Origin of the sequence: Micromonospora sp. DT53, from assembly GCF_049841535.1 — a bacterium.
In the GTDB taxonomy this organism is placed as follows: Bacteria; Actinomycetota; Actinomycetes; order Mycobacteriales; family Micromonosporaceae; genus Micromonospora.
Window position 1 is genome coordinate 20,525 of the sequence record NZ_JBNCKM010000017.1, and the last position, 21,517, is coordinate 42,041.

Below are 21,517 nucleotides of genomic sequence, written 5' to 3' on the forward strand. Positions count from 1 at the left end.
CCCGGCCGGTTTCAGCGAGCCGGCTCGGGCAGCCGGGCGCGCAGAGCGCGGATGAACCAGTCCACCGCCGGTACTGTCGCGTCGCCTGTCGACCAGCCGTTGATCACCGACAACAGGTCGAGGTAGCGGTCCCGGCGGGGGTCGTTGGCCAGCACCAGCCGGTCGAGCAAGCGCTGTCGCAGGTCGGCGTCGTCCGGGTGACCGTGCAGGCTCGCGTACCGGCCGGTGACGGCCGCGACGACCGGATCGGCGTCCGGGCTGGTCGGGTCGAGACCGAGCGCACCGGCCACCGCGTCCCGGACCACCGCCACGGCGTCCGGGCGGGGCAGCCCCGGAACGTCGTGATCGGCGGCGTGCTGTCGTACCAGCTGCCGCATCCGGGCCCGGAACTCCGGGTCCCGGCACAACTCGGCCAGCTCCAGCCACGCCTCGACCTGCTCGGTGGTGGGGTCGTCGGGAAGCTCAGGTGTCATCGAGACGAGCACACCCGGGTACGCGGGCTGGTCGCCGAGGCTCGCGAAGACGGTGTCCAGGAAGTCGGCCACCAGTTGCCCCCGCTCTCGGGTGGTGAGCTGGGCCAACCGGTGCAGCTCGTCCACCTCGGCCGGGCCGGACCCGCGTCGCGCCGCGACGGTGAGCACCGCCTGGCGCAGTCGCAGCACCCGAATCTGCACCGCCAACGCCTCGGCGTGCGCGGCGGCCACCTCGTGCAGGGGCACCTCGTGGTTCACCACCCGCCGGATGGTGGCCAGGTCCACGCCCAGGTCACGCAGCGTCCGGACCAGCTCCAACCGGGCCACGGCCGCCGGGCCGTACCGCCGGTAGCCGGCCGGGCTGCGGTCCGTCGGCGGCACGACCCCGCTGTCGGCGTAGTACCTGATGGTCTTGACGCTCAGGCCGGTCCGTCGGGCCAGCTCGCCGATCGTGTGTCGCGTCTCCCCGCTCATGCCCCCACCCTCGCGTCTCCCCCCGGTGGAGACTCAAGCACCATCCGGGCCGGCGAGGAACGCCGCGATCGTAGCGGTGAACGCCTCGGCGTCGTCGAGCCACGGGTAGTGCCCGGCGCCCGGCTGGACGACCAGCTCGGCGCCCGGAATCAGCTCGGCGAACTGGGCCACCAGGCCCGGCGGTGCGGCCAGGTCGACCGCGCCGGCGAGCAGCAGCACCGGGCCTCGATGTGCGGTGAGCGCCGAGCGGGTGGCCGGCGGATCGAAGGCGCCCTCGGAGCTGAAGACCCGCGCCAGCTCGTCGTTGCGCTGGCCGGCCTCGGCGGCCTGGTGGTCCTGAGCGGCAGTGTCCCACCGGCCGTACAGAAACGGCGCGATCTCCTGCTGTGCGCCCGGACCGGCCCGACCCGAGAGGACGGACTCCACCGCCGCGGCTGCCACCGGAAACCATGGCTCGCCGGCTCGGGCCTGGGTGACCTCCTGACGCTGCGCGGCGGTCACCTCCAGCCCGACCGCTCGGATGCTCGGGTTGACAAGCGCGAGTCGGCCGACCCGATCGCGGTGCCGGGTCAGGTACCGCAGAGCCAGGTTGGCGCCGGCGGAGTGCCCGAGCAGATCCAGCCGGTCGAGGCCCAGGTGCCCGCGCAGCGCCTCCACATCGTCGACGAGGCGGTCACAGCGGCACGTCGATACGTCCGCCGGGGCCGCCGAACGGCCGGTGCCCCGCGGATCGACGATGACAAGCGTCCGGTGCGCGCCCAGACCACCGAGGTCACCGAGGTACGCGGAGTCGCGCATCGGCCCGCCCGGCAGGCAGACCAGCGGGTCGCCGATCCCGACGGTCCGGTACGCGAGGGTGGTCCCGTCGGTCGCGTCGAAGGTGGTGATCATCGGTCAGCGCGCCCGCTCGTGATGGAGCAGGACCACGCCGTTGCCGAAGACGCGGCTGTCCAACAGTCGCAGGCCGGTCGGGGCGTCCGCGTCGGGGAAGAGTCGGCGGCCCCCACCGACGAGCACCGGGTGGACGTAGATCCGGTACTCGTCGATCAGGTCGTGCCGGGCGAACGTCGCGGCCAGGTCGGCGCCGCCGAGTGCCAGGTCGCCGCCCGGCTCGGCGGTGAGCCTGCGGACCTGCTCGACGTCGACCTCGCGCACCACTGTCGCGTTCCAGTCGGCATGGTCGAGGGTGCGCGAGTAGACGATCTTCGGCATGTCCCGCCAGATGCCGGCGAACTCGCGCTCCGGGCCGCTGGCGGTCGGGTCCTGATCGGCGGTCGGCCAGTAGGCGGCCATCATCTCGTGGCTGACCCGGCCGCTGAGGAACCCGCCCATCGGGGCGATCACGTCGTTGAAGTGTTGGTGCAACTCCTCGTCGACCTGGTGCCAGCCGATGTCGCCGCCCGGGCCCTCGAAGAACCCGTCCAACGACACGCTCATCTGCACAACGATCTTCCGCATCGTTTCCCCTCCGTACGCGTTGACAGGCGTCGACCCCGATCGTCGTCGGACCGTACGACGAAACGCCCGCCCGCCGCGACGACGCCGAGGGCATGTCGCGCGTGCAGGCAGCGGGAGGCCGACCACGAACCGTCCCTAGACTGCTGCGGTGACCGGAGAGCGACGACCCCTGGCCGACCGGCCGCTCACCGAGCCGCACCCGTCCCGGCTGCCGTTCGATCACCCCGACCGGGCCCGGATCCTCGCCGCGCACACCGCCGCGTTGGCCGCCGGTGCGGCCGGCTACCTCGACCCGGCGAGCGGGCTGTTCGTGCTCAGCGCCGGCTTCCTGGCCCACCGTGGCACGTGCTGCGGGCGCGGCTGCCGGCACTGCCCGTACGTGGACGATCCACCGTCGGAATAGGCGTCAGCGGGGGCTTTCGCCCGACACCGACACCCCGTACGGTGTCCGACGGACATCGGGCGGGCGCCTTCCGCCGTCGGTCGGCGAGAGGGTGGAATGTGCGCGGGCGGATCGTGGTCGTCGGGCTGGCCGGGCTGCTGGTGAGCGGCTGTGCCGACGAGGCGGAACCGGTGGCGGCGCCACCCCCGGTGCCGATCGCGGTGGACGTGGCGGCGGCGTCCTCGGGCGGCGCCTGCCGTCTGCTGGACTTCACGGTGATCGAGCAGGTGGTGAAGGTCCGCTTCGACGTGGCGGCGTCAAGCGAGCAGGGCGACACCCACACCTGTGTGGTCCGGGCCGCGGGTGCGACGCTGCCGGAGCTGACGCTCAGCGTGACCGAGACCACTATCGACAGGGCCAGCTTCGGCGCCGACGTGGTGCCGGACAAAGCGGCGAAGGTCACCGGTCTGGGTCAGCAGGCGTACAAACGGACCACCGCCGCGGCGAGCGGGCACGGGCCGGTGGCCGAGGTGGGCTGGTTGGCCGGCGACGGGCGGCTGGCCACGGTGAGCTGGACCGCAGCCCGTGGCAGTGAGCGTTCGGCGGTGGAGAAGCTGACCGGCGACCTGACCGCGCTGGCGAAAAAGGTGGACACCCGGGCGTTGTGACGCCCGGGTGCCCGGTAGGTCAGTCGATCAGTTGGCGGCGACGAAGACCCGGGAGGCGACCTCGCGGGGGAGTCGCACCCGGTCACCGGAGCGGTCGATCGACACCCCGTCGCGCTCCTGGGCCACGGTCACCGTGGCGCCCGGGTCGACACCGGCGGCGTGCAGCTGGCGCAGCACGTCGGCGTCCTTCTGCACGCTCTCGCAGATCCGGCGCACCACGACCGACCCGGAGAGGCCGGGGAAGGCCAGGTTGCGTTCGACCTCGGTGGCCTCGGTGGTCTCCGCCGCCGGCGAACCCAGCTCCTGAAGCCCGGGGATCGGGTTGCCGTACGGGGAACGCGTCGGCCGGTTGAGCAGGTCGTACACCCGCTTCTCCACCGCGTCGCTCATTACGTGCTCCCAGCGGCAGGCCTCCTCGTGGGCCTCCTCGTAGGGCATCCCGATGACGTTGACCAACAGCAGCTCGGCGAGGCGGTGCTTGCGCATCACCGACACGGCACTGCCGCGACCCTGGGCGGTGAGCGCCAGGTGCCGGTCTCCCTCGACGGTGAGCAGGCCGTCGCGCTCCATCCGGGCGACGGTCTGGCTCACGGTGGGGCCACTCTGGTGCAGCCTTTCGGCGATGCGGGCACGCAGCGGTGGCACCCCCTCCTCTTCCAACTCAAGGATGGTGCGCAGGTACATTTCGGTCGTGTCGACCAGGTCGTGAGACTTCATAACTTCAGCGGCCCTCCGGTGCACGATGTTACCTCGGTGAGGCGCCGGCGACCGCCGCCGAACCGCGTGCCCTCTACGCGAATGGTGTTGGATGGTCGCCATGTCCGGTACCCAGGAGCCGTTGGTCGAGGCCGATCGGCTGGTCGCCGAGCTCGACCAGGTCGATCCGCCCACCCTGCTCGATGTCCGCTGGCGGCTCGTCGGCCCGCCGGGCCGCGACGACTACCTCGCCGGCCACCTGCCCGGGGCGGTCTTCGTCGACCTGGACAGCGCGCTCTGTGGGGTGCCCGGGGCCGGCGGTCGGCACCCCCTGCCCGACCCGACCGCGTTGCAGGCCGCGCTGCGGGCCGCCGGCGTCCGCGCCGGTCACCCCGTGGTGGTGTACGACGGCGGCGACGGCCTGGCCGCCGCGCGGGCCTGGTGGACGCTGCGCTGGGCGGGGCACCGCCCGGTGCGCCTGTTGCACGGCGGCTACCCGGCCTGGGTCGCCGCCGGCCGGCCCGTCTCCACCGACGAGCCCACCCCACCCCCCGGTGACGTCGTGGTACGCCCCGGTGATCTCCCGGTGCTCGACGCGGGGCAGGCCGCCGCGCTGGCCGACGCGGACGACGCCGTGCTGCTCGACGTACGGGCGGCGCCTCGCTACCGGGGTGAGGTCGAGCCGATCGACCCGGTCGCCGGGCACGTGCCGGGAGCGGCGAACCTGCCCGCCGGGGAGTACGTCGGACCGGACGGCCGCTTCCTGGCCGCCGAGGTGTTGGGCGAGCGGTTCGCCGCCGCCGGGGTGACCGGGGCACGGGCGGTCGGGGCGTACTGCGGCTCGGGAGTGACCGCCGCGCAGGCGGTGCTGGCGCTGCACCTGGCCGGCCGCACGGACGCCGCGCTCTACGTTGGATCGTGGAGCAACTGGGTGGCGGATCCGGCCCGGCCGGTCGCCTCCGGGCCGACACCCGGCCGCTGACCAGCGCATGCGGTGGGTTGGTGCCGATCCTCGTGCGACGATGGGCTCATGTCCGACGACACGGTGGTGGTGTGGGACGAGTCGCTGCTCGCCTACGACATGGGTGACCATCCACTCGACCCGGTCCGGGTGGAGCTGACCATCGCACTCGCCCGCGAGCTGGGCATCCTGGATCGCCCAGGGGTGCGGGTGGTCAAACCGGAGCCGGCCGACGATGCCCTGCTCAGCCGGGTGCACGAGCCGGCCTACCTCGCCGCGGTGCGCAACGCGCCGCGCGACCCACTCTTCGCCGGTTACGGGCTGGGCACCTCCGACAACCCCGTCTTCGAGGGGATGCACGAGTCCAGCGCGCTCATCGCCGGCGCCACGGTGGCCGCTGCCGAGGCGGTCTGGCGCGGGGACGCCCGCCGGGCGGTGAACGTGGCCGGTGGGCTGCACCACGCGATGTCCGCCCGAGCCTCCGGTTTCTGCGTCTACAACGACCCCGCGGTGGCCATCGCCCGCCTGCTCGACCTGGGCGCGGAGCGGGTCGCGTACGTGGACGTCGACGTGCACCACGGCGACGGGGTGCAGGACATCTTCTGGAACGACCCGCGGGTGCTCACGGTCAGCGTGCACGAGACCCCGCTGGCGCTCTTCCCGGGCACGGGTTTCCCGGACGAGACGGGTGGGCCGGGTGCGCAGGGCACCGCTGTCAACATGCCGTTGCCGCCCGGTGTCGACGACAGCGGCTGGCAGCGGGCGTTCCACGCGATCGTGCCGTCGGTGTTGCGCGCGTTCCGGCCGCAGGTGCTGGTCACCCAGTGCGGCGCCGACGGGCACCTACTGGATCCGCTCGCCGATCTGAACCTGACCGTCGACGGGCAACGGGCCACCTACCTGGCGATGCGGGCGCTCGCCGACGAGTTGTGCGACGGCCGGTGGGTGGCCACCGGCGGCGGCGGATACGCGCTCGTCGAGGTGGTGCCCCGAGCCTGGAGTCACCTGCTGGCCGTGGCCACCGGTGACCCGATCGACCCGGCCACGCTCACCCCGCCCGGTTGGCGGGCCCTGGTCGCCTCCCGCCGTCTGGGCCGCGAGGTGCCGCTGCGGATGACCGACGACGCCGACCCGTCGTACGAGCCGTGGCAGCCGACCGGCGAGCCGAACGCGGTGGACCGGGCGATCGCGGCGACGCGCAAGGCCGTCTTCCCGCTGCTCGGGCTCGACCCGCACGATCCGCGGGACTGAGCCGGGCCGGGGGAGGGTCCGTTCCGGTGACGACCGTTGACCAGCCGGTCGACGTGCTGCTGAGCGACGGCAGCACGGTCCAGTTGCGACCGATCGACCCGGCCGACGCGCCGGGCATCGTGGCGATGCACAGCCGCTTCTCCGAGCGCACCCGCTACCTGCGGTACTTCTCGCCGTACCCGCGCATCCCGGAACGGGATCTGATCCGTTTCGTCACGGTCGACCACCACGACCGCGAGGCGTTCGTGGTGCTGGCCGCCGACCAGATCGTCGCGGTCGGCCGGTACGAGCGGCTCGGCCCGCAGGCCCCCGAGGCGGAGGTGGCCTTCGTGGTGGAGGACGCCTACCAGGGTCGGGGCATCGGCTCGGTGCTGATGGAACACCTGGCCGACGCGGCCCGCCGCAACGACATCATGAGCTTCGTCGCGGAGGTGCTGCCGGCCAACGGGACGATGCTGCGGGTCTTCGCCGACTTCGGCTACCAGGTCCAGCGCGAGTACGCCGACGGCGTGGTCCACCTGAGCTTCCCCATCGCGCCCACCGAGGCCAGCCTGGAGGTGCAGCGCGGCCGGGAGCACCGTACCGAGGCCCGCTCGATCGCCCGGCTGCTCGCCCCGCGCGGCATCGTCGTGTACGGCGCCAGCGCCACCGGCCAGGGTGTCGGCGCGGCGGTGCTCGGGCACCTGCGCGACGGCGGGTTCACCGGCGCGGTGGTGCCGGTGCATCCGAGCGCGTCGACAGTGGCGGGCCTCCCCGCGTACCCGTCGGCTGTGGACGCCGGAACGCCCGTGGACCTGGCGGTGGTGGCCGTTCCGCCGGAGGCGGCGACCGCCGTGGTCGCCGACGCCGCCGCCGCGGGGGTGCACGGCCTGGTGGTCATCTCGGCCGGCTTCGCCGAGGCCGGCGGCGAGGGCGCGGCCACGCAGCGGGCGCTGGTCCGCGCGGCGCACGCGGCCGGCATGCGGGTCGTCGGCCCGAACTGCCTGGGCGTGGCCAACACCGACCCGACGGTACGCCTCAACGCCACCCTCGCCCCGGCACTGCCGCCGGCCGGTCGGGTCGGCATCTTCAGCCAGTCCGGCGCGTTCGGCGTGGCGCTGCTCGCCGAGGCGGACCGGCGGGGCCTCGGGCTGTCCAGCTTCGTCTCGGCCGGCAACCGGGCCGACGTCTCCGGCAACGACCTGCTGCAGTACTGGCAGGACGACCCCGGCACCGACGTGATCATGCTTTACCTGGAGACCTTCGGAAACCCGCGCAAGTTCGCCCGACTGGCCCGGCGGATCGGCCGCGCCAAGCCGGTCGTCGCGCTCGCCTCGCCGGCCCGCCCGCCCGGGGTCGGCGACGCGACCGGGCCGGACGAGGTGGCGGTGGCGGCGCTCTTCGCCCAGTCCGGCGTGATTCGGGTGGACACCGTGCCGGAGTTGCTCGACGTGGGTGTGCTGCTGGCCAACCAGCCGTTGCCGGTCGGCGGCCGGGTCGGTGTGGTCGGCAACTCCTCGGCGCTCACCGGGCTCGCCGCGACCGCCTGCGTCGGGCACGGCCTCCGCGTGGCCGACGGTTACCCCCGCGACGTCGGGCCGAGCGCCGGTGCCGCCGAGTTCGCCGCCGCTCTCGCCGAGACGGCCGCCGACGAACTGGTGGACGCCCTGGTGGTGGTCTTCGCCCCGCCGTTACCCGGCCAGCTGACCGAGGTGGACGCCGACGTGACCGCCGCGCTGCCGGCCGCCCTCGCGCTGGGCAAGCCGACCGTGGCGACGTTCCTGGTCGGGCGGCTACCGCCGGGGGTGCCGGCGTACGGCGGCGTGGAGGAGGCGGTCCGTGCGCTCGCCCGCGCGCACCGGTACGCCGAGTGGCTGCGTCGCCCGCCCGGGATGGCACCGGAGCTGCCCGGCCTCGATCGCGCTGCCGCGCAGGCCGCGCTCCGGGCCGACGTCACCGACCCGGGTGCGCTGCTGGCCGCGTACGGCATCGACGTGGTGCCCTCGGTGCCCGTCGACTCGGTCGACGCGGCGGTCGACGCGGCGGCGCGGCTGGGCTTCCCGGTGGCGCTCAAGGCGGCCGCCCCCGGGCTGCGGCACCGGCTCGACCTCGGCGCGGTCCGGCTCGACCTGCCCGACGAGCCGACCCTCCGCCGCGCGTACGTCGACCTGGCGGCGACCTTCGGCGCGGACGCGCTGGTCCAGCCGATGGTCCCGCCCGGAGTGGCCTGCGTGGTGGAGGTGGTCGAAGATCCGGCGTTCGGGCCGGTGGTCGGCTTCGGCCTCGGCGGGGTCGCCACCGAGCTGCTCGGCGATCGTGCCTGGCGGGCGGTGCCGCTGACCGACCGGGACGCGGCCGAACTGGTCGACGAGCCCCGGGCGGCGCCGCTGCTGCGGGGGCACCGGGGGGCCGCCCCGGTCGACCGGGCGGCCCTGGCCGACCTGCTGTTCCGGGTGGGTCAGCTCGCCGACGAACAGCCGCGGGTGCGATCGCTGACCCTCAACCCGGTGCTCGCCCGCCCGGACGGCATCTCGGTCCTGCACGCCCAGGTGGGCGTGGGAGGCGTGGTGGCCCGCCCGGACACCGGCCCCCGCCGCCTGTGAGCGGGCCCGGTCAGGCGCGGCTGGAGATCTGCTGGACTCCCCAGCTGTTGCCGTCCGGGTCGGTGAAGAAGACGAAGCCGACGTTGTCCAGTGGATCCGGCACCGGCCGGGGGTTCTGACCCACCACCTGGATCTCGCTGACCTCCACACCCCGCCCGACCAGCTCCTCGTGGGCCCGCTTCAGGTCGGGCACCACCAGTTGCAGGCCCTTGAGCGAACCGGGCGGCATCTCCGGAACGACGCCCTTGCCGATCACGATCGAGCAGCCGGAGCCCGGCGGGGTCAGCTGGACGATGCGCGCCTCGTCGTTGATCACGGTGTCGTGGTCCACCGTGAAGCCGAGCTGGTCGGCGTAGAACTTCTTGGCCCGGTCCAGATCGGAGACGGGAACGATCACCACTTCGAGTGTCCAGTTCATGGGTGCTCTTCCTCTGTCGTCGTTGTTGATTGCAGCAGGTCGGCCAGTCGGGTGAAGCTCTGCCCGACGCCCCGCGCCATCGGATAGCGCAGCACGATGTTCCGCCCCTCCGCTGTGGCGTAGAGCAGCGTGGTGGTGACAGTCGTTCGCCCGGCCACCTCGGAGAACTCGTGGCTGACCAGCGTCTCGCGCGGATAGGACTGGTCGTCGAAGAGTTCGGTGTAGACCAGCCGGTGCGATGGCTCGACGTGCCGGTAGACCCCAGCCTGGACCATCCGGGCGCCCTCCGGCCCCAGTGACACGAACCGCCACCGTCCATCGACCCGCAGGTCGACGTCGCACTCTGCCAGCCTCCAGCCGCGCGCGCCGTACCACCGGGCCAGCAGTTCGGGTTGGGTGAAGGCCGCGAACACCAACCGCGCCGGTGCCTCGAACAGCCGACTCAACACGATCTCCCGGTTGCCCGGGGTGTGCACGACGAGCGGATCGTCGACGTTTGTCAACCGCCTGTTCCGTCCGGTCGGGCGGGACGACGCTCGGCGTCGGTGCGGTCGACGGACTGGAGTTCGTCGAGCAGTACGTCGAGGCGTTGGTAGCTCTCCGCCCAGTAGTCGCGGTAGTTGGCGAGCCAGGCCGTGGCCTCACGCAGCGGTCGGGCCTCCAATCGGCACGGCCGGCGCTGGGCGTCCCGCCCTCGGCTGACGAGGCCAGCGCGTTCCAGCACCCGGAGGTGCTTGGAGATGGCCGGCTGACTCATCTCGAAGGGCTCCGCCAACTCCGTCACGGTGGCCTCGCTCAGCGCGAGCCGGGCGAGGATGGCCCGCCGGGTCGGGTGGGCCAGCGCCGCGAAGGTCGCATCCAACAGCTCCGTGTCCGCCACCTATAACCTCCTGGTTTTATAACCAGTTGGTTTTATCGTGGACGGCTGTGTTCGTCAAGCACCACTGCCGCGCGGAAGGCCCCGGCGAACCGGCGGGGCCTTCCGTGGGAACCAGGTGCGTCAGCAGGCGTACGCCTCCAGGCGCTGGGCCCGCTCCGGGTCGCGCAGCTTCAACAGCGTCACCTTCTCGATCTGCCGGATCCGCTCCCGGGACAGACCGAACTCCCGGCCGACCTCGTCCAGGGTGCGCTGCCGGCCGTCGTCCAGCCCGAACCGCAGGCGGATCACGGCCTGCTCCCGCTGGGACAGGGTGGAGAGCACGATGCTGACCTCGTTGCGCAGCTCGCCCTGGGCGGCGGCGTCGCCCGGCTCGGTCCGCGGGTCCACCGAGGCCACGAAGTCGCCGAGCGCGCTCTCACCGTCGTCGCCGACCGCCTGGTCCAGGCTGACCGGCTCCCGGTCGTAGGAGATCAGCTCGATGACCTGGATCTCGGGGATCTCCAGTGCCCGGGCGACCTCGGCGACCGTCGGTTCGCGGCCCAGCGTCACCGACAGCTCGCGACGTGCCCGGACCATCCGGTTGACCTGCTCGACCATGTGCACGGGGATGCGGATGGTGCGGGCCTGGTCGGCCATGGCGCGGGTGATGGCCTGCCGGATCCACCAGGTGGCGTACGTGGAGAACTTGTAGCCCTTGGCGTAGTCGAACTTCTCCACCGCCCGGATCAGACCGAGGTTGCCCTCCTGGATCAGGTCGAGAAACGCCATGCCACGGCCGGTGTAGCGCTTGGCGATGCTGACCACCAGCCGCAGGTTCGCCTCCAACAGGTGGTCCTTGGCCGCCCGACCCTCCGCGACGATCAGCTCCAGGTCGGCTCGCAGCTCCGCGGAGACCGGGGTGCAGGTGGCCAGCTTCTCGTCGGCGAACAGGCCGGCCTCGATGCGCCGTGCCAGGTCGACCTCCTGCGCGGCGGTCAGCAGCTTCGTCCGGCCGATCCCGTTCAGGTAGGCCCGGACCAGGTCGGTGGAGATGCCGCGCTCGTCGGTGGCGTCCAGGTCGGCGAGGACCTCGGACGCCCCGTCCGTGTCGGTCGTGGTGGCCGGGCGCGTCCGGTGTTCCGTCATCTGCAGGACCATCTCTGTCTCTCCCCGTTTCCACGTCTGTGCCGTGTTCCCGGCCCAGTGGTGCCGGTGTGACAACAGCTTGGCGGGCGGGGCGTAAAACGGGAGTGAGGCGATCGGGCACCCGACAGGAATCGGGTCGGATCGCTGGTGCGGTGTGTCGGCCCGCTGTGTGGTTGCCCGCCCCGGCTACGTTGCGGACGGTCGACCACCACTGGTCGGCCCAGGACGACAGATGGAGGACGGTGTGGTCTTCAAGCGGCTCATGAAGGCGATGGGCGTCGGCGGCCCGTCGGTGGAGACGGTGCTGGCCAACCCGAACTGCCGCCCGGGCGGTCAGCTGGAGGGTCACATCCAGGTGCTGGGCGGCGATCACCAGGTCGACATCGACCACGTCACCCTCGGCCTGGTCACCCGGGTCGAGGTCGAGAGCGGCGACAACGACTACGACACCACTCAGGAGTTCCACCGCCAGCAGGTCACCGGCGCGTTCCGGCTGGAGCCGGGGCAGCGCTACGACCTACCGTTCCGCTTCGACGTGCCGTGGGAGACACCGGTCACCGAGCTGTACGGGCAGCACCTGCACGGGATGACGATGGGCCTGCGTACCGAGCTGGAGGTCGCCCGCGCGGTCGACAAGGGTGACCTGGACGCCGTGTCGGTGCACCCGCTGCCGGCGCAGGAGCGACTGCTGGACGCGTTGCTGCGGCTGGGTTTCCGGTTCGCCCGCGCCGATGTGGAACGTGGTCACATCTACGGTGTACGCCAGACGTTGCCGTTCTACCAGGAGATCGAGTTCGGTCCGGCGCCGCAGTACGCCCGCTCGATCAACCAGTTGGAGGTCACCTTCATCGCCGACGCGCGGCAGATGCAGGTGGTGCTGGAAGTCGACAAGCGCGGCGGTGTCTTCACCGAGGGCCGGGACGCCTTCGGTCGGTTCACTGTCGACCACGCCACCGCCGACCGCACCGACTGGACCGCCGAACTCGACACCTGGCTCCGCCAGTCCCTAACCCGCCGAGGCCTCTTCTCCTAACCCCAACCCCTTGGTGCCCTCCCCGTTGATCAAGAGGTTTGCGTCATGGAAAGGCCGAACTCTGACGCAAATCTCTTGATCACCAATGGGGGTGGGGGTTAGAGGTCCAGGAGGAGGGTTCGGGGGCCTACGTTGGTGCTTTCCACCAGCATGTGAGCGCGGAAGCGGCCGGTTTCCACAGGGGTGTTGCGCTGGCGCAGCGCGTCGACGACGGCGGTCACCAGTGGTTCGGCCACCTCGGCGGGGGCGGCTGCCGTCCAGCTTGGACGGCGGCCCTTGCGGGCGTCGCCGTAGAGGGTGAACTGGCTGACCACCAGGATCGGCGCGCCGGTGTCGGCGGCGGACCGTTCACCGTCCAGGATGCGTATCTCGTGCACCTTGCGGGCCATCGTCTGAGCGGTCTGCGTCGTGTCGGTGTGGGTGACCCCGAGCAGCACCAGCAGGCCGTTCTCGATCGCGCCGACCACCTCGCCGTCCACCGTCACGCTGGCCCGCCCGACGGTCTGCACCACCGCACGCATCAGCAGCCCGCCGCAACGCCGCTTGCCGCAAAGCCGCTTGCCGCAACGCCGGCAGCCGGCGCGGAGCCTGCCCGCGTCACGCGGTCACCGCCTCGATGAAACCGCGCTCCACCAGGTGCGCCACGATCGGGCCGGCGGCCTCGGCCATCTCGTCGGGTTCGACGTCGTGCGCGGCGGCGAGCAGGGCGAGCTGGTCGCGCAGCGGCAGGCGGCCGTCGGCGCCACCGACCAGGGCCAGCACCAGCGGGTCGATCTCCTCGGTCCAGCGCAGGCCGTGCGGCATCGCCAGGACCTGCCGGTCCACCCCCCAGCCCTCGTCACCCATGGTGGCCTCCTGCCGCAGCTGCAGGCCGTCGGCGGCCCGGTAGCGCTCGGCGAGCAACGCCTCGGTGTCGCGTACCCGGAGAAACTCCTGGCGGTCGAACCAGGCGGCGACCTGGTCGCCCAGCGGTGGCTGCACCCGCTGGCGCAGGTCCTCCACCCGGACCACCGGGTCGGCGTGTCCGCCGCGGCGCAGTGACACGATGCCGAAGCCGATGCCCTCCACCTTGTGCGCGTCGAACCAGTCCAGCCAGGCGGCCATCCGCCGCGGGTCGGCGGTCTCGCCGACGTCGGTGAGCCACAGGTCGACGTACGCCATCGGATCGGCCACCTCGCGCTGGATCACCCAGGCGTCCAGGCCGGTGCCGGCGAACCAGCCGGCCACCCGCTCGTCCCACTCCTCGCCGGCGACGTGCACCCAGTTCGCCAGGTACTGCATGGTGCCGCCCTCGGTGAGCAGGCCCGGGGCGGCGGCGGCCAGTTCGGCGCCGATCGCGTCACCGACCCGGCCCGAGTCGCGGTAGACGTGCGTGGTCGTGCCCGGACCGACCACGAACGGCGGGTTGCTCACCACCAGGTCGAACCGCCGACCGGCCACCGGGGCGACCAGGTCGCCCCGGAGCAGCTCCCAGTCCTGACCGTTGAGGGCGGCGGTGGTCGCGGCGAAGCGCAGCGCCCGCTCGGAGAGGTCGGTGGCGGTCACCGACCGGGCGTGAGTGGACAGGTGCAGGGCCTGAACGCCCGAGCCGGTGCCCAGGTCCAGTGCGGTGTCGACCGGCCGGCGCATGGTCGCGCCGATCAGGGTGTGGGTCGCCCCGCCGACGCCGAGGACGTGCTCGGCGTGCAACGGGCGACCCGGCCGGGCGCTGCCCGGCACGTCGGCGAGCACCCACCAGTCCTCGCCGTACGGCTCCAGGTCGACGCCGGCGCGCAGGCCGTCGCCGTACCGCTCGACCAGCCCGCCGGCCAACGCCTCGTCCAGGCTCAGCGGCGCCAGCGCGGCGGCCACCGCGGCCTCCGGCTCGGTCTGATCGCAGATGAACACCCGGATCAGGGTGCCCAGCGGGTCGCCGTCCTCGGTGGCGCGCAGCGCGGCCCGGTAGTCGTTGCGGGCGACCGCGGCTGTCGCCTGGGCGCCCAGCCGCTCGGCGATGCCGTGGCTGGTGAAACCGGTCCGGGTCAGCGCGCTCCGCAGCGCGTCGACGCCGGCGGGGGAGAGCAGCATGTCGTGTTCGTCCACCCCGACATCCTGCCTCCCGTCGCGTCCTCGGTCAGCGTCACCCGCCGGTTGGTGTCGGAGCGTCGGTGTCCGCCCCGGTCGGCGCGCCAGGCAGGATGGTCCGCATGACGCTTGTGCTGCCCATCGACCCGGAGGCCAACCGGCTGCTGGAGAACAGCCCGTTGGCCCTGCTCCTCGGCATGGTTCTCGACCAGCAGGTGCCGATGGAGAAGGCGTTCTCGTCACCGTACGTGCTCCAGCAGCGGCTCGGTCATGAGCTGGACGCGGCGGAGCTGGCCGGGTACGACGCGGAGGCCCTGGTCGCGCTCTTCGCCCAGCCGCCCGCGCTGCACCGGTTTCCGAAGGCCATGGCGGCCCGGGCGCAGGAGGTCTGCCAGGTGCTGGTGGAGCGCTACGACGGTGACGCGGCGCTGCTCTGGGCCGAGGTTCCCGACGGGCCGGAGCTGCTGCGCAGGGTCTCCGCGCTGCCCGGTTTCGGCAAGCAGAAGGCGCAGATCTTCGTGGCCCTGCTCGGCAAGCGGTTCGGGGTGACCCCGCAGGACTGGCGGAAGGCGGCCGGAGACTACGGCGACCCGGGCGCGTACCGGTCGGTGGCGGACGTCACCGACGCCGACTCGCTGCGTCGGGTGCGGGAGTTCAAGCAGCAGATGAAGGCGGCAGCCAAGGCGAAGGCCACCGGCGGCTGAGTCGTCCGCTCAGGCGGCGGTGGGGTGCGCCAGCGAGGCCAGCGCGCGCCGGACGTCGGCCAGCGAGACGGTCGCCGAGTCGTCCAGGTCGGCCAGGCCGGCCTCGATCCACTGGCGCATCAGCGTGGTGACCCCGATGCCCCGGGCGTCGGCTGCGGCGCGGACCCGTTCGTAGGTGTCCAGTGGCAGCCGCACCGAGCGGCTCACCATCGGCACGTCGCTGTCGGGGGTGGGCAGCTCTGCCGCCGGGCTCTCGTCGATCAGCTCGGCGATCCGTTCACCGCCGCCGTGGAACTGCTTGGTCGCGTCGTTACGGTGCATCGTCACGGCCTCCTCATCTACCGAGATCTCCGCACGGCCTCGTCGTAGCGCTTGGACTCGACGTCGCTCAGCTCGCGGGCGGAGAGGATGTCCCAGTCGTTGTCGGTGCCATCGGCCTCGGTGAGCAGCACCGCCAGCCGGCGGCCCCGACGGGCGGCGGCGTAGACCACCATCACGTCGTCACCCAGATGCCGGATGACCCGTCGGGCGCTGTGCAGCGCCTCCCAGACTTCCCCGGGTGTGACGTCGTAGACCCTCAGGTTGGCCAACGCCTCGTCGGTGAAGCTGAACCTGCTGCCCACGTCGCGCAGCGTACCACGCGCGTAACACGCACTGGGATGAGTCGAAGTTCGCTGATCACGGACCTGCGGTGACAGGATGAGGCGTAACCCCCTCGAGGAGGTCCATGGTGAAGCGTCAGGCGTACCAGCCGATTCTGATCACCGACGCCTCGCGCAGCCAGGACGATCAGCTCAACAGTCGCCAGCGCCGCTATGTCCTGATGATGGGCATCCGGGTGTTGTGCATCATCGTCGGCGCGATCCTGGTCGGTGCGAACGCCCCACTGCTCTGGCTCTGGCTGCCGCTGTGCGGCCTCGGCATGGTGCTCATTCCCTGGCTGGCCGTGCTGCTGGCCAACGACCGGCCGCCGAAGGAAGAGCACCGGCTGGCCAACCGGTTCCACAGCCGCCAACAGGACGACACCCCGCCGATGAGCCTCAGCGCCGAGGAGCGCCCGCACAAGGTCATCGACGCCGAACCCTGACCCGCGAGCGGGCCAGGGTTCGAACAGTCAGGGCCGCGCTACGGCTGTGGGCCGTGCGTCGGCCATTACGGCTGTGGCCGTGCGCCGGCGGTGGAGACGGCCAGCGCGCCCAGGTCGGTGGCACGGCTCAGTGCCGCCGTCGGGGTGGCACCGGCGAGCCACGCGGTGAGCAGACCTGCCGCGAAGGCGTCTCCCGCGCCGGTGACGTCCACCACCGCCACCCGGCGCGCCGGAGCCACGCAGACGGGCGTGGTCCGGTCGACCCAGACCGCGCCTGCCGCGCCGCGCTTCACCACGACCCGCCGAGCCGTCGCCGACAGCACCCGCCCCTGCGCCGCCGGGTCCAGCCCGCCGGCCAGCACCGTGGCCTCGTCCGCGTTGACCAGGAGCAGGTCGATGTCGCGTACCCAACTCAGGAACGCCGCCGCGCCGACCCGCCGCAGCGGCGCCGCGGAGGCCGCGTCGACGCTGATGGTGAGCCCGCGCTCGCGGGCGGCGGCCAACGCCCGCAGCCCCGCGCCGCGCGACTCGGCGTCCAGCAGGGTGTACGCGGACAGGTGCAGATGCCCGGCGTCGGGCGCCGCCGCGAGGGCCCGCTCGACGTGCGCGGCGCTCAGCCGCAGGTTCGCACCCCGCTGGCTGACCATGGTGCGCTCGTCGTCGGCGGCTAGGACGATGACCGTTCCGGTCGGGGCGCCCTCGACCCGCTCGATCGCGCAGTCCACGCCCGCCCGGTCGAGTTCGGCCACCCGGTCCCGCCCGGCGTCGTCGTCACCGACGGCGCCGACGAGCGTGACGTCCACCCGCTGGGCGGCGACCCAGGCGGCGGTGTTGGCCGCCTGCCCGCCGCCGCCGAGACTGATCGCGGCCCCGGTGTCCGAGCCGGCCGCGAGCGGCCCGGACAACACGGCGACCACATCGGTGATCACGTCCCCGACGACGACCATCCGGGCCGCACGGGTCATGCCGGGACGGCGGTGCCGCGGGCCGCCGAAGCGACCGCGATCCGCGCCGCCAGGTCGGCGTTGCGCAGGATGATCCGCACGTTCACCGCCAGGCTCGCGCCCTCGGTGGCCGAGTGGAAGTGCGCCAGCAGGTACGGGGTGACGGCCTTTCCGGTGATCCCGTCCCGCTCCAGCAGGGCCAGGCCCTCGGTGAGCGTCCGGTCGTGCAACTCCGGGTCGAGCTGTTCGTCGACGGGCAGCGGATTGGCGATGAGCAGCCCACCGGTGTGCACGGCGTGCTCGTCCCGGGCGGCGAGCACGGCGGCGACCTGCTCCGGCGAGTCCACCGACCAGTCCAGGTCGAAGCCGGCGTCGGTGAGGTAGAAGCCGGGGAACCGGCGGGTGCGGTAACCGACCACCGCCACTCCGAGGGTCTCCAGGCGCTCCAGCGTCGCGCCCACGTCGAGGATCGACTTGACCCCGGCGCAGACCACCGCGATCGGGGTCCGCGCCAGGGTGACCAGGTCCGCCGACTCGTCGAAGGTGTGCGCGGCCTCCCGGTGCACCCCACCCAGCCCGCCGGTGGCGAACACGCCGATACCGGCGGCGGCGGCCACCGCGCTGGTCGCGGCCACCGTCGTCGCGCCGTCCGCGCCGGTCGCGGCAGCCACCGCGAGGTCGCGGACGGAGAGCTTGGTCACGCCGTCGACCGTGGCCAGCCGGGTCAGCTGCGCGTCGTCCAGGCCGACCACCAGCTCACCGGCGATCATGCCGATCGTCGCCGGAACCGCCCCGGCGTCCCGAACCGCTCGCTCGATCTCCCTGGCCACCCGCAGGTTCTCCGGCCGGGGCAGACCGTGCGAGACGATGGTGCTCTCCAAGGCGACGACGGGCCGGCCGTCGCGCAGGGCTTCGGCGACCGCGGTGCCGTAGCTGATGTGAAAGTCAGTCACACGGGCACCGTACGGGGTGGGGCCTCGGCCGGCCTCAAGTGGACCCGGCCGTGATGACCTGCCAAACTTGACGGTCGGAGGTGCAGACGTGAGCACAGAGGTTCTCGAGCGTCCGGAGCTGAAGGACGCCGACACCGGTCCCGAGATGTTCCACTACGTCCGCAAGGAGAAGATCGCCGAGAGTGCCGTCATGGGCACCTACGTCGTCGCTCTCTGCGGCGAGACCTTCCCGGTCACCAAGGCGGCCAAGCCGGGATCGCCGGTCTGCCCCAAGTGCAAGGAGATCTACGACTCGTACCGTGAGTGAACCTCGGCCGGCGCTCCGGCCGGCGACGTAGCCTGCGGCGGTGACCACCTCCACCGCCCTGCTCCTCGCCGACCTGACCGGGGTCGCGGTGTTCGCCGCCTCCGGGGCCTCGGCGGCGGTGGCCAAGCGACTGGACCTGTTCGGCGTCGCGTTCGTCGGCTTCGTGGCCGCCCTCGGCGGTGGGATCTTCCGGGACCTGGTGATCGACGAGGTGCCGCCGCTGGCCTTCGCCGACTGGCGGTACGCGGCCACCGCCGCGATCACCGCGCTCGCCGTCTTCTGGCTGCACCCACAACTGGCCCGACTGCGGACGACCGTGCTGGTACTGGACGCGGCCGGCCTGGCGCTGTTCACCGTCACCGGCACGCTCAAGGCGCTCGACGCCCGGGTGCCGGCGGTCGGCGCCTGCCTGATCGGCATGCTCACCGCGATCGGCGGCGGGCTCGGCCGCGACCTGCTCACCGCCGAGATCCCGGTCGTGCTGCGCCGGGAGATCTACGCGCTGGCCGCGCTGGCCGGTTCGGTCCTGGTGGCGCTGCTGTACGTCACCGGGCAGACCGGGCCCGCACCGCTCACCGCCGCCGCCGTGCTGGTCTTCGGGCTGCGCCTGATCGCGCTGCGTCGACGCTGGTCCGCGCCGGTGGCCACGTTGCGCCCCCCACGTGCCGACGGCGCGGATCCACGCGCCGACCGGGAGTGGTGACGCGGTCCTCAGATGTGACCAGCGTGGCGTCGCCTGGGCCCGGCGGCCCGCGCTGGTTATGCTGAGTCGGCCTTCGCGGCAGCTTCTGCGCGGAGGCGTTTTCATGGGCGGCGGATCCTCGTGGCCCTCGCCCGGGGTCCGCCATCGTGCGGTCGGAGAGGAGCTTCGCGTGGCAGCCCGGACGCCGGTGCTCGAGACGTTCCCGGCGCTACGCGCGTGGCAGCGCAAGGCCCTGGTGGAATACCTGCGTCGCCGTACCGACGATTTCACCGCGGTCGCCACGCCCGGCGCCGGCAAGACCACCTTCGCCCTGCGTATCGCGGCGGAGCTGCTCGGTGACGGCACCATCGAGGCCGTCACCGTGGTCGCCCCGACCGAGCACCTGAAGAACCAGTGGTCCGACGCCGCGGCCCGAGTGGGCATCCAACTCGACGCCGCCTTCCGCAACGCCGACCTGCACTCCGCGGCAGACTTCCACGGCGCGGTCGTCACCTACGCCCAGGTGGGGATGGCCCCGCAGGTGCACCGGCGGCGCACCATGACCCGACGCACCCTGGTCATCCTCGACGAGATCCACCACGCCGGCGACTCCCGATCCTGGGGCGACGGGGTGAAGAACGCCTTCGAACCCGCCGTACGCCGGCTGATGCTCACAGGTACGCCGTTCCGCTCCGACGACAACCCGATCCCGTTCGTCAGCTACGAGCGCGGCGGCGACGGGCTGCTGCGCTCCCGCGCCGACTCCGTGTACGGCTACTCCGACGCGCTACGCGACGGGGTGGTCCGGCCGGTGCTCTTCCTGGCGTACTCCGGGGAGACCCGCTGGCGTACCAACGCGGGGGAGGAACTGGCCGCCCGGCTGGGTGAGCCGATGACCCAGGACCTGGTGGCGCAGGCGTGGCGTACCGCCCTGGACCCGGCCGGCGACTGGATGCCACAGGTGCTGCGGGCCGCCGACGCCCGACTCACCGTGCTGCGCAACGCCGGCATGGCCGACGCCGGCGGTCTGATCATCGCCACCGACCAGCAGACCGCCCGTTCGTACGCCAAGCTGATCGAGCAGGTGACCGGCGAGAAGGCCGCCGTGGTGCTCTCCGACGACCAGGGCGCGTCCGCCCGGATCGCGACGTTCGCGGCGTCCGACCAGCGCTGGCTGGTCGCGGTGCGGATGGTGTCCGAGGGGGTAGACATCCCGCGACTGGCGGTCGGTGTCTACGCCACAAGCGCCAGCACGCCGCTCTACTTCGCCCAGGCAATCGGCCGGTTCGTGCGGGCCCGCCGGCCCGGGGAGACCGCGTCGGTCTTCCTGCCCAGCGTGCCGCACCTGCTCGGGTTGGCCAGCGAGATGGAGACCGAGCGCGACCACGTGCTCGGCAAACCCAAGGAAGCCGACGGGTTCGACGACGACCTGCTGGAACGCGCGCAGCGCGACGACCAGGCCAGCGGGGAGTTGGAGAAGCGGTTCGCCGCGCTCTCGGCCACCGCCGAACTGGACCAGGTGATCTTCGACGGCGCGTCGTTCGGCACCGCGGCCCAGGCCGGCACCCCCGAGGAAGAGGAATACCTCGGCCTGCCCGGCCTGCTCACCGCCGACCAGGTTTCACTGCTGCTGACCAAGCGGCAGGCCGCCCAGCTCGCCGCCCAACGCCGTCGTACGGCCGACGGGGCCGCTCAGCCGGCCGCTGCGCCCACGGCAGCGCCACCCGCACCCATGAGCGCCGCCCAGCGTCGCGTGGCGCTCCGGCGCCAACTGAACGCTCTGGTGGCCGCTCGACACCACCGCACCGGCCAACCGCACGGCAAGATCCATGCCGAGCTGCGTCGTCTCTGCGGCGGGCCGCCGAGCGCCCAGGCCACCATCGAGCAGCTCGAGGAACGCATCGCCACCGTGCAGACCCTCTAGACCAACCGCGCCCGTGCTTGTGGCGCCCGTGCTTGTGGCGTGCGCCGGTGCTTGTGGCGTGCGCCGGTCCTTGTGGCGTGCGCCGGTGCTTGTGGCGTGCGCCCGTGCTTGTGGCCTGCGCCGGTGCTTGTGGCGTGCGCCCGTGCTTGTGGCCTGCGCCGGTGCTTGCCGCGTGATCCACTCGGCTTTCTTGAAAACGCGGTGTCCGAGCGAGGTGGAACGCGCGATTTCCGTGAAACCGAGTGGATCACGGGGATGGGCCCCGGGCATCGGGGGTTACCTGCCCGGGATGCCTGCGGGCGCCCCTCCGCGAGGTGGCCCGACCTCAAGATCGCGCAATATCCGGGATGTAGTGGCATCGGTGCGTCGGTGCGGCCACTACATCCTGGTCAACGCCGTTGCGTTAGGGCTGTGATCGGCGGGTCAACCCCTGCTGGATAACGGGAACGGG

The 21,517-nt window shown here is 72.6% G+C and carries 25 protein-coding genes; 11 read left to right on the plus strand and 14 right to left on the minus strand.

Features of this window, described 5'->3' with window-relative positions; genetic code table 11:
• Nucleotides 1-11: 11 nt before the first annotated feature.
• The 3 genes from ACLQ3B_RS33240 to ACLQ3B_RS33250 are packed head-to-tail and all read right to left on the minus strand — an operon-like array spanning nt 12 to nt 2,405.
• A complete protein-coding gene (locus ACLQ3B_RS33240) occupies nt 12-947 on the minus strand; it encodes a MerR family transcriptional regulator (protein ID WP_425784625.1) in 936 nt (311 codons plus the stop codon).
• A gap of 33 nt (nt 948-980) precedes the next feature.
• Nucleotides 981-1,838 carry an alpha/beta fold hydrolase gene (locus ACLQ3B_RS33245; RefSeq protein WP_425784626.1) on the minus strand — a complete coding sequence of 286 codons (858 nt, stop codon included), beginning with the start codon at nt 1,836-1,838 and terminating at the stop codon, nt 981-983.
• 3 nt (nt 1,839-1,841) lie between these two features.
• On the minus strand, nt 1,842-2,405 hold the full coding sequence (locus ACLQ3B_RS33250) for a dihydrofolate reductase family protein (RefSeq protein ID WP_425784627.1): 564 nt from the start codon (nt 2,403-2,405) through the stop codon (nt 1,842-1,844).
• 148 nt (nt 2,406-2,553) lie between these two features.
• Between ACLQ3B_RS33250 and ACLQ3B_RS33255 the strand changes: the two genes are divergently transcribed.
• Both ACLQ3B_RS33255 and ACLQ3B_RS33260 read left to right on the plus strand, forming a co-directional pair.
• On the plus strand, nt 2,554-2,808 hold the full coding sequence (locus ACLQ3B_RS33255) for a DUF5522 domain-containing protein (protein ID WP_425784628.1): 255 nt from the start codon (nt 2,554-2,556) through the stop codon (nt 2,806-2,808).
• A gap of 98 nt (nt 2,809-2,906) precedes the next feature.
• Nucleotides 2,907-3,455: a hypothetical protein gene (locus ACLQ3B_RS33260; protein WP_425784629.1), complete on the plus strand. Its 549-nt coding sequence runs from the start codon at nt 2,907-2,909 to the stop codon at nt 3,453-3,455.
• A gap of 27 nt (nt 3,456-3,482) precedes the next feature.
• Here ACLQ3B_RS33260 and ACLQ3B_RS33265 read toward each other — a convergent pair whose 3' ends face one another.
• Nucleotides 3,483-4,172 (minus strand): metal-dependent transcriptional regulator, encoded by a 690-nt coding sequence (locus tag ACLQ3B_RS33265; protein WP_425784630.1) that lies wholly within the window; start codon nt 4,170-4,172, stop codon nt 3,483-3,485.
• A 100-nt stretch (nt 4,173-4,272) separates the two neighbouring features.
• On the opposite strand from ACLQ3B_RS33265, the gene ACLQ3B_RS33270 reads away from it, so the two are divergent.
• From ACLQ3B_RS33270 to ACLQ3B_RS33280, 3 genes are read left to right on the plus strand one after another with little or no spacing between them, the layout of a single operon-like run.
• Nucleotides 4,273-5,133: a sulfurtransferase gene (locus ACLQ3B_RS33270; RefSeq protein ID WP_425784631.1), complete on the plus strand. Its 861-nt coding sequence runs from the start codon at nt 4,273-4,275 to the stop codon at nt 5,131-5,133.
• A gap of 48 nt (nt 5,134-5,181) precedes the next feature.
• Nucleotides 5,182-6,363: an acetoin utilization protein AcuC gene (locus tag ACLQ3B_RS33275; protein WP_425784632.1), complete on the plus strand. Its 1,182-nt coding sequence runs from the start codon at nt 5,182-5,184 to the stop codon at nt 6,361-6,363.
• A 26-nt stretch (nt 6,364-6,389) separates the two neighbouring features.
• Nucleotides 6,390-8,945: a GNAT family N-acetyltransferase gene (locus tag ACLQ3B_RS33280; RefSeq protein ID WP_425784633.1), complete on the plus strand. Its 2,556-nt coding sequence runs from the start codon at nt 6,390-6,392 to the stop codon at nt 8,943-8,945.
• A gap of 10 nt (nt 8,946-8,955) precedes the next feature.
• Here the strand turns inward: ACLQ3B_RS33280 and ACLQ3B_RS33285 are convergent, their stop codons facing one another.
• The 4 genes from ACLQ3B_RS33285 to sigB all read right to left on the minus strand — a co-directional run bounded on the left by ACLQ3B_RS33285 (nt 8,956) and on the right by sigB (nt 11,380).
• Nucleotides 8,956-9,363 (minus strand): VOC family protein, encoded by a 408-nt coding sequence (locus ACLQ3B_RS33285; protein ID WP_425784634.1) that lies wholly within the window; start codon nt 9,361-9,363, stop codon nt 8,956-8,958.
• Entirely contained in the window at nt 9,360-9,866 is a 507-nt protein-coding gene (locus tag ACLQ3B_RS33290; RefSeq protein WP_425784635.1) for an SRPBCC domain-containing protein, read from the minus strand. Before ACLQ3B_RS33290 ends, ACLQ3B_RS33285 begins: the two co-directional genes overlap by 4 nt.
• Entirely contained in the window at nt 9,863-10,243 is a 381-nt protein-coding gene (locus ACLQ3B_RS33295; protein WP_425784636.1) for an ArsR/SmtB family transcription factor, read from the minus strand. Before ACLQ3B_RS33295 ends, ACLQ3B_RS33290 begins: the two co-directional genes overlap by 4 nt.
• A 120-nt stretch (nt 10,244-10,363) precedes the next feature.
• Nucleotides 10,364-11,380 (minus strand): RNA polymerase sigma factor SigB, encoded by a 1,017-nt coding sequence (sigB, locus tag ACLQ3B_RS33300; RefSeq protein ID WP_425784637.1) that lies wholly within the window; start codon nt 11,378-11,380, stop codon nt 10,364-10,366.
• 232 nt (nt 11,381-11,612) lie between these two features.
• Here sigB and ACLQ3B_RS33305 point away from each other — a divergent pair, with 232 nt between their 5' ends.
• Nucleotides 11,613-12,401 (plus strand): sporulation protein, encoded by a 789-nt coding sequence (locus ACLQ3B_RS33305; RefSeq protein WP_425784646.1) that lies wholly within the window; start codon nt 11,613-11,615, stop codon nt 12,399-12,401.
• Nucleotides 12,402-12,499: 98 nt separating this feature from the next.
• On the opposite strand, the gene dtd is transcribed toward ACLQ3B_RS33305, so the two are convergent.
• The gene (dtd, locus tag ACLQ3B_RS33310; protein WP_425784638.1) at nt 12,500-12,922 is read right to left on the minus strand and encodes a D-aminoacyl-tRNA deacylase; all 423 of its coding nucleotides are present in this window, start codon (nt 12,920-12,922) and stop codon (nt 12,500-12,502) included.
• A gap of 76 nt (nt 12,923-12,998) precedes the next feature.
• On the minus strand, nt 12,999-14,483 hold the full coding sequence (locus ACLQ3B_RS33315; protein WP_425784639.1) for a DUF7059 domain-containing protein: 1,485 nt from the start codon (nt 14,481-14,483) through the stop codon (nt 12,999-13,001).
• A 95-nt stretch (nt 14,484-14,578) separates the two neighbouring features.
• Between ACLQ3B_RS33315 and ACLQ3B_RS33320 the strand changes: the two genes are divergently transcribed.
• Nucleotides 14,579-15,169, plus strand: a complete 591-nt coding sequence (locus tag ACLQ3B_RS33320; protein ID WP_425784647.1) for an HhH-GPD-type base excision DNA repair protein — start codon at nt 14,579-14,581, stop codon at nt 15,167-15,169.
• A gap of 9 nt (nt 15,170-15,178) precedes the next feature.
• On the opposite strand, the gene ACLQ3B_RS33325 is transcribed toward ACLQ3B_RS33320, so the two are convergent.
• Complete coding sequence (locus ACLQ3B_RS33325; protein ID WP_124858894.1) at nt 15,179-15,490, minus strand: hypothetical protein; 312 nt, start codon at nt 15,488-15,490, stop codon at nt 15,179-15,181.
• Between the two features lie 17 nt (nt 15,491-15,507).
• The gene (locus ACLQ3B_RS33330; protein ID WP_425784640.1) at nt 15,508-15,792 is read right to left on the minus strand and encodes a hypothetical protein; all 285 of its coding nucleotides are present in this window, start codon (nt 15,790-15,792) and stop codon (nt 15,508-15,510) included.
• 104 nt (nt 15,793-15,896) lie between these two features.
• Between ACLQ3B_RS33330 and ACLQ3B_RS33335 the strand changes: the two genes are divergently transcribed.
• A complete protein-coding gene (locus ACLQ3B_RS33335; RefSeq protein WP_425784641.1) occupies nt 15,897-16,256 on the plus strand; it encodes a DUF3099 domain-containing protein in 360 nt (119 codons plus the stop codon).
• 65 nt (nt 16,257-16,321) lie between these two features.
• Here ACLQ3B_RS33335 and ACLQ3B_RS33340 read toward each other — a convergent pair whose 3' ends face one another.
• Entirely contained in the window at nt 16,322-17,221 is a 900-nt protein-coding gene (locus tag ACLQ3B_RS33340; protein ID WP_425784642.1) for a carbohydrate kinase family protein, read from the minus strand.
• Nucleotides 17,218-18,153, minus strand: a complete 936-nt coding sequence (locus ACLQ3B_RS33345; RefSeq protein ID WP_425784643.1) for a pseudouridine-5'-phosphate glycosidase — start codon at nt 18,151-18,153, stop codon at nt 17,218-17,220. Before ACLQ3B_RS33345 ends, ACLQ3B_RS33340 begins: the two co-directional genes overlap by 4 nt.
• An 88-nt stretch (nt 18,154-18,241) precedes the next feature.
• Here ACLQ3B_RS33345 and ACLQ3B_RS33350 point away from each other — a divergent pair, with 88 nt between their 5' ends.
• The 3 genes from ACLQ3B_RS33350 to ACLQ3B_RS33360 all read left to right on the plus strand — a co-directional run bounded on the left by ACLQ3B_RS33350 (nt 18,242) and on the right by ACLQ3B_RS33360 (nt 21,066).
• Nucleotides 18,242-18,460 (plus strand): DUF3039 domain-containing protein, encoded by a 219-nt coding sequence (locus ACLQ3B_RS33350; protein WP_088946800.1) that lies wholly within the window; start codon nt 18,242-18,244, stop codon nt 18,458-18,460.
• 40 nt (nt 18,461-18,500) lie between these two features.
• Entirely contained in the window at nt 18,501-19,163 is a 663-nt protein-coding gene (locus ACLQ3B_RS33355; RefSeq protein WP_124816071.1) for a trimeric intracellular cation channel family protein, read from the plus strand.
• Nucleotides 19,164-19,332: 169 nt separating this feature from the next.
• Nucleotides 19,333-21,066 (plus strand): DEAD/DEAH box helicase, encoded by a 1,734-nt coding sequence (locus ACLQ3B_RS33360; protein WP_425784644.1) that lies wholly within the window; start codon nt 19,333-19,335, stop codon nt 21,064-21,066.
• The last annotated feature ends 451 nt before the right edge of the window (nt 21,067-21,517 follow it).

What these genes read in the sequence shown, in the direction of transcription:
- ACLQ3B_RS33245 (WP_425784626.1), bottom strand. Translation starts at nt 1,838, where the DNA reads ATGATCACCACCTTCGACGCGACCGACGGGACCACCCTCGCGTACCGG.
- ACLQ3B_RS33325 (WP_124858894.1), bottom strand. Translation starts at nt 15,490, where the DNA reads ATGCACCGTAACGACGCGACCAAGCAGTTCCACGGCGGCGGTGAACGG.
- ACLQ3B_RS33275 (WP_425784632.1), top strand. Translation starts at nt 5,182, where the DNA reads ATGTCCGACGACACGGTGGTGGTGTGGGACGAGTCGCTGCTCGCCTAC.
- sigB (WP_425784637.1), bottom strand. Translation starts at nt 11,380, where the DNA reads ATGGTCCTGCAGATGACGGAACACCGGACGCGCCCGGCCACCACGACC.
- dtd (WP_425784638.1), bottom strand. Translation starts at nt 12,922, where the DNA reads ATGCGTGCGGTGGTGCAGACCGTCGGGCGGGCCAGCGTGACGGTGGAC.
- ACLQ3B_RS33270 (WP_425784631.1), top strand. Translation starts at nt 4,273, where the DNA reads ATGTCCGGTACCCAGGAGCCGTTGGTCGAGGCCGATCGGCTGGTCGCC.
- ACLQ3B_RS33240 (WP_425784625.1), bottom strand. Translation starts at nt 947, where the DNA reads ATGAGCGGGGAGACGCGACACACGATCGGCGAGCTGGCCCGACGGACC.
- ACLQ3B_RS33250 (WP_425784627.1), bottom strand. Translation starts at nt 2,405, where the DNA reads ATGCGGAAGATCGTTGTGCAGATGAGCGTGTCGTTGGACGGGTTCTTC.
- ACLQ3B_RS33320 (WP_425784647.1), top strand. Translation starts at nt 14,579, where the DNA reads ATGGTCCGCATGACGCTTGTGCTGCCCATCGACCCGGAGGCCAACCGG.
- ACLQ3B_RS33335 (WP_425784641.1), top strand. Translation starts at nt 15,897, where the DNA reads ATGGTGAAGCGTCAGGCGTACCAGCCGATTCTGATCACCGACGCCTCG.
- ACLQ3B_RS33265 (WP_425784630.1), bottom strand. Translation starts at nt 4,172, where the DNA reads ATGAAGTCTCACGACCTGGTCGACACGACCGAAATGTACCTGCGCACC.
- ACLQ3B_RS33285 (WP_425784634.1), bottom strand. Translation starts at nt 9,363, where the DNA reads ATGAACTGGACACTCGAAGTGGTGATCGTTCCCGTCTCCGATCTGGAC.
- ACLQ3B_RS33340 (WP_425784642.1), bottom strand. Translation starts at nt 17,221, where the DNA reads ATGACCCGTGCGGCCCGGATGGTCGTCGTCGGGGACGTGATCACCGAT.